At 52.4% G+C, this 4,974-nt stretch carries 5 protein-coding genes; 3 read left to right on the forward strand and 2 right to left on the reverse strand.

The window, feature by feature from the left end:
• Positions 1-238 precede the first annotated feature (238 nt).
• Positions 239-1,162: a hypothetical protein gene (locus L6762_RS11795; protein ID WP_237187481.1), complete on the reverse strand. Its 924-nt coding sequence runs from the start codon at positions 1,160-1,162 to the stop codon at positions 239-241.
• A gap of 739 nt (positions 1,163-1,901) precedes the next feature.
• On the opposite strand from L6762_RS11795, the gene L6762_RS11980 reads away from it, so the two are divergent.
• Both L6762_RS11980 and L6762_RS11800 read left to right on the forward strand, forming a co-directional pair.
• Positions 1,902-2,027, forward strand: a complete 126-nt coding sequence (locus L6762_RS11980) for a hypothetical protein (RefSeq protein WP_272878715.1) — start codon at positions 1,902-1,904, stop codon at positions 2,025-2,027.
• A gap of 396 nt (positions 2,028-2,423) precedes the next feature.
• The gene (locus tag L6762_RS11800; protein ID WP_237187482.1) at positions 2,424-2,771 is read left to right on the forward strand and encodes a hypothetical protein; all 348 of its coding nucleotides are present in this window, start codon (positions 2,424-2,426) and stop codon (positions 2,769-2,771) included.
• A 35-nt stretch (positions 2,772-2,806) separates the two neighbouring features.
• Here L6762_RS11800 and L6762_RS11805 read toward each other — a convergent pair whose 3' ends face one another.
• Positions 2,807-3,850, reverse strand: coding sequence for a primase C-terminal domain-containing protein (locus L6762_RS11805; RefSeq protein ID WP_237187483.1), 1,044 nt, complete (start codon positions 3,848-3,850; stop codon positions 2,807-2,809).
• A gap of 300 nt (positions 3,851-4,150) precedes the next feature.
• On the opposite strand from L6762_RS11805, the gene L6762_RS11810 reads away from it, so the two are divergent.
• Positions 4,151-4,624, forward strand: coding sequence for a hypothetical protein (locus L6762_RS11810; protein WP_237187484.1), 474 nt, complete (start codon positions 4,151-4,153; stop codon positions 4,622-4,624).
• Positions 4,625-4,974: the final 350 nt, after the last annotated feature.

Here is a 4,974-nt window from a genome sequence, read left to right on the forward strand (position 1 = left end):
GCAACGGTCTTGTCCGGTATGGCTTGAGGTTATTTGTAGAGATTTAACGCTCATATTTTTGCCGCGGGTGGGGCCGTTGTCTAGTTGGTGGGTGTGGGGTGCGTGTCTACTTTTGAATAAGCCTCAATACCGGTTCCGTCAGGGTGCTAGGCGGCAACACCACCCCACAGGCAACCAAACCACCCCGCCGAACCCTGACGGAGCACCACCCAACCCAAACACCACCAACTACACACCCCTAAAAAAACGCAGAACCACCACCCAACACCTCAGCCCTCACCCGCGCAACCTCCTCAACACACCTAGCCCGCTCCATCTTCGCCACCTGCTCCCACTCAGCAGCCCTCACCTGCCACTGACCCACCAAAGCCTCCAACTCAGCCACCCGCTCAGGCAAACCACGCACACCATGAGCAACTTCCAAACTCCGCCCCCGCGCCTGCACATACTGCTCCTGAAACCGAGCTGCCACAGCATAAGAACGCTCTAGCTGTCTCTGCTGGCCCCGAACCTGCTCTTCTAACTCAGCAATCTTCTTCCGCAATCCTTCGACTTCACCAGCGATCTCCTTGCGCGCCTTACGCACCTGCCGACCAACAGCCACCATCTGCTCATACTCGGTATACTCCCGGTTCGACTGCACCCAGGCAGCAATCTGCTCAAAAGAACCCAGAACCTGCGATAGATGCACAAAATCCTGCGGTGACATCGCCGTTTCTATCGGCACGCTAGCACTCTCCCCGTTGACCGGCCCGTACTCGGCTTGGGCAAGCTGAACCAGCACCCGCCCCAGTATGTGGGCTATCTCAGCCCGTTCGGCACGGGGAATTTTGCGGTCATTGAGGCAAAACCCTAATTCCTTCAACAGGTGAGGAATTACGCGTGCAGGGTCAGAACGCAGATAGTCCTTCATCTGCTCTTTGCTCGGCTTGATATAGCGGATAACGGGGGCAGGTTCAGGGGTAATTTCTACTGGGCTCGCGTGTATCAGCCGTACTGGAGTGTTGGTGTCTTGGGCGTATTTGCGGTGAGCTGCTGCGTATTTGCGGCAGGTGTCGGTGCAGTAGATGGGTGGGCGGCCGGGGCCTTTTTCGTAGTAGAAAACGGTGTGGCAGTAGGGGCAGGTGCGGGTTTCTTCAGCGGGGGTGTGAGGTGGTGTCATGGGGGCTATTTTATTTCGTCATGTTGATATTAGGACAGGTTGAAAACAAGATAGTACTTCCTGAGTCACTGGGTGCAAGAGGTGTGACGGTAATCGGCGGCAACGCCGATAGCGTCCGCGCACAAAAAGTTGCGCGCGGTTTTACACATGAGACCAGCAGAACCGTGTAAAAAATTCAGGCAGAAGGGTGCGAGGAACGAGTGGGAGAGAGCCTGATGTTTTTTGCGCGGTGGTTCTGGGTCGATTGGGGTGAAACCGGCAGGGGTGGGGCAGGGTTAGGTGCGGGTTTTTGTCACAGGTGGGGAGAGCCAAATGAAGTTTGGCATACGTGCCTGACTGTCTGACTGTTTCTACTTTTGGTCTCTGAGATTACCTACTGCTCTTACTTGTTCTTGGGTGCGGTTTCTTCTCTTGGCGTCTTAGTACCTTGTGCCGTGGGTTTGCCGTTAGATATTTCTTTGGTCTTTGCCTGGCTGTGGTGTGGTTTTAGCCTGTGGTGAGTTGCTGGTGCTTGTTGTAATCGCGATTGTGTTTTTCGGTGCCTTAGGTGATGTGCCGGGATCCGTTTGTGGTTTCTTGCTCGCGGCATCTGATTGCCTACCTGAGCATTGAGTTTGCAAGCTCAAGTCCCAGCAGCGTTGATAAGCTAACTGCGTCCCCCTCTCACGGAAGACCACCCGGACTCACCATTTCTCTAGAAATCCGTGAGTGGTCAACCAAGGAGAGGAGGAAACGGCCTATGGGCAAGAAGAAAGCTAAGCATAAAAAAGACCCCAACTATGCAGCGACCTTGATTGTTGCAATCGCTGCTTTAGTTGGGGCTTGCGCGAAGCTTTTAGAAGCTATCCAGGGATTCCCCTGGTAGCCCATGAGCAAGGGGTTACTCTTCAGCAGTTCCCGCTGCCGGGGAGTAGCCCCGCTTCATTTGCTCTTTCTCTAGAATGCTTCTTAGTCTAGCAAGACCCCAGGGACACGAACAGACACACTTCTACCAGCGGCCCCTCCCTCTGGTAACGCCCACCGTTTTACCTCTTCAAGGCCCTCGTATCCCCTGCCTCGATCCAAAATTTAAGACGCAGGTCGTCTCCCGAAAACTCAAGGAACCAGGGGTAAAGACAGGCTTACGGGGTAGTTTATGGGGTTCTTTACGGGCCTTTGTTTTCCTAAAATTCATGCACGTGTTCCTAGGTCACAGCTACCTAACAGCGATACATTAGCCCCAATCCCTAACACGAACTTTAGAGACCAGAAAGAACCCATCATGCCCACCATCACCTTGTACACCAATCCCGATAACGCCCCAGAGAACAGCGAACACATCGAAGTGGGGCTCACTGACGGCGGTTTTATCCACCCGCAGGTAGCCCGAGCTATTGCCGGCACCACCGCCGAACGTCTCATCCTGACAGAGACCAGTCTGGAGTTGTTGCATCAGCCCTGGTTCTGGTCGGTTGCCTTGGCTGCTGAGGTTGATTTCTTGGACCTCGTTTTAGAGGCAGACACGGGGTTGGGCTGGGTTGAGGAGACCTTGGGAGGGGTCGGGAGAGCCGCGGGGGAGGTCGTGGCAGGAACCCGTGGGGGCTGGGTGGGTAGGGTTGAGAAACCGTAATACCCTGATTAAGCTTCGTAAATGATACCTGGGGGCTAGTTCCAACCGCGCTTCACCGTAGCAATGCCCAGGCCCATCTTTTCGGCGACAGCTTTTTGCGTATATCCGGCTTCTTTGAGTGCCTGAATCTGTGCCTTGCGTCCGATAGCCTGAGCGCTCCGGACGGCTCTGGAAGCCTGGGTAGCTTTCACGAGGTTCTGTTTTTGTTTTTCGGTCTTTCGGCTTCCGCCTTTACGCCCGATTTCCGCCATAAACTCGCGCACCGCATCAGGTACAGGCTCCCCCGGCTCACGGCGGGCTTCAACAGGCTGATAACGCTGATTCATGAACTTCTGGATACTCCTGACAATTCCGGCAACCTCAGAGACTGGTAGCGGTGGCTGGCACTGGCTATTCAGCTCATAAGCCAGTTTCTCAAAGTCCTCGCCCCGATAGGCAGCGCGTCGGCAGGTCTGAAAAATCGTCTCGTTCCGCTGTCCCTCGGCCAATTCGCCCCAGACCGGCTCAGGACGGCTAGAACGAGGGTCTATGCTCTCTGGAGCCTCAGAACCCCTCAGAAAGCCCCTGAGCGCCCCTGAGAGAGCTTTGAGGGCATAGGGCGGGCAATCAGCCGGGTAAACGACCTCAGCGCCCTCATAGAGCGGGTTACGGCACTTTGAGGGGGCAAGAGCGTTTACCGCAGGGTCACCGGAACAGGCACGGCGTAGAAGCTCGGCAACGTCCCTCGCGAACCGGATAGGGGCTTGGTGGGCTTTGCTGGTCAGGGGTACGCCCTCGATAAGCCAGAAGGCTTGTACGCCCTGGGCTGTAAAAACCACGGCGTGGGGCCAGATTTCGCGGGGCAAATCAAAGACGAAACTGGAGGCGAAAATGTGGTCGATGTCGATAACCAGAGCACGGCAAAAAGCGGGGCTGGGCTGGTAAAACTCGTACTTGTGTAGGTCTGCCCTCAGGGTCTTGGTCAGTGGGGCGCTCTTGGTTTCTGAGCAGAGAAAGACCCGCTGGGTGTCTGTGATGTGTGCGGTGAACCGATGCGCGGGGGTTGCGGTGGTTCCCAGCGCTGGTAAACTTGTAGTCACAAGCTTGAATTCCTTTCGAAGTAAGACGCGATGGAATTTGTGAACCGGTAGGGTGCCAGCCCTGCCGGTTCTTTTTTGTCTGCTCACTAGCTTACATGCTGGGACGTAACTTGCGCAGAATAAGTTCAATTCACGCACAGAATGTTTTCGAAATAAAATTTTACTCAAAAATAATTCAAGCCACATGACTATATTTTATAGTCATATTTGGACACGATAAAAATATTTTTTTAGCCATCTGTTTCAACCTCCTGACTCGTGCCATACTTTTCGATAGATACACGCAACAAAGGAGCTATCGTGAAATTTAGAAAATTTTTCTACGTCGTTTTAGCGACTCTTATTATGAGCTTCTCATTCGCCCCTGCCCAAGCAGCAGTAAATGAATTCAATGATCAGAAGATAATCTCAAAGCTTCTCACAGAAGACACGAATTATGCGACAGTTCCAGTTGACTCAACTCCAGTTTCTCCCAGGCAAGGAAAAACCACTGAGGCTCAAGGGGTAGTGCGCGGAATCCAATACCGCTCACTCTGTGGCTATACAATTTGGGACGGAAAATCCCCTAAAACCTGCAATTCGCAGTATCGAGTTTATAAGATTACAGCCAACGCTCCCCTACTTGTAGTGAACATATCGAATGGAACAAAGATTGACGCCGCAGCTATCAAGCGAGGCTATGATTCAGCGCAGCGCTGGTGCTCCAACAACTCTCTTACATGCAATGTTCTTGTAAGTGCAGGAGTCACTATTCTTATAGGATTGTTAATGTAATGGCAAATAAATATATAGGGATTATTTTAGCTGTTACAGTTTATACATTTTTATCGTCAGCTATTTATTATCTAGGGCTTCCCCAGCTTTCCTCCTCCCTTATTTCTGGAACTTTTGTAATCATTTTATTAATTATTAGAAAAATATATTTAAATAAATTTTTGTAAATAACGCTGTGGGCGTCTCGCATATTTTCGTGACTCCCACAGTATTTTTTAGCTAATGAGGCTTATTCAAAAGTCCCACCCGCAGCCAAAAACACCAACCCCCGCACCACCGCAAACACCCGCCCATACAACCCCAACGGCCGCCTAAACCCCGTATGAAGAATCCGCCAAGTCTTGATGTGA

This window comes from Rothia nasimurium (assembly GCF_928381705.1).
GTDB lineage: Bacteria > Actinomycetota > Actinomycetes > Actinomycetales > Micrococcaceae > Rothia > Rothia nasimurium_G.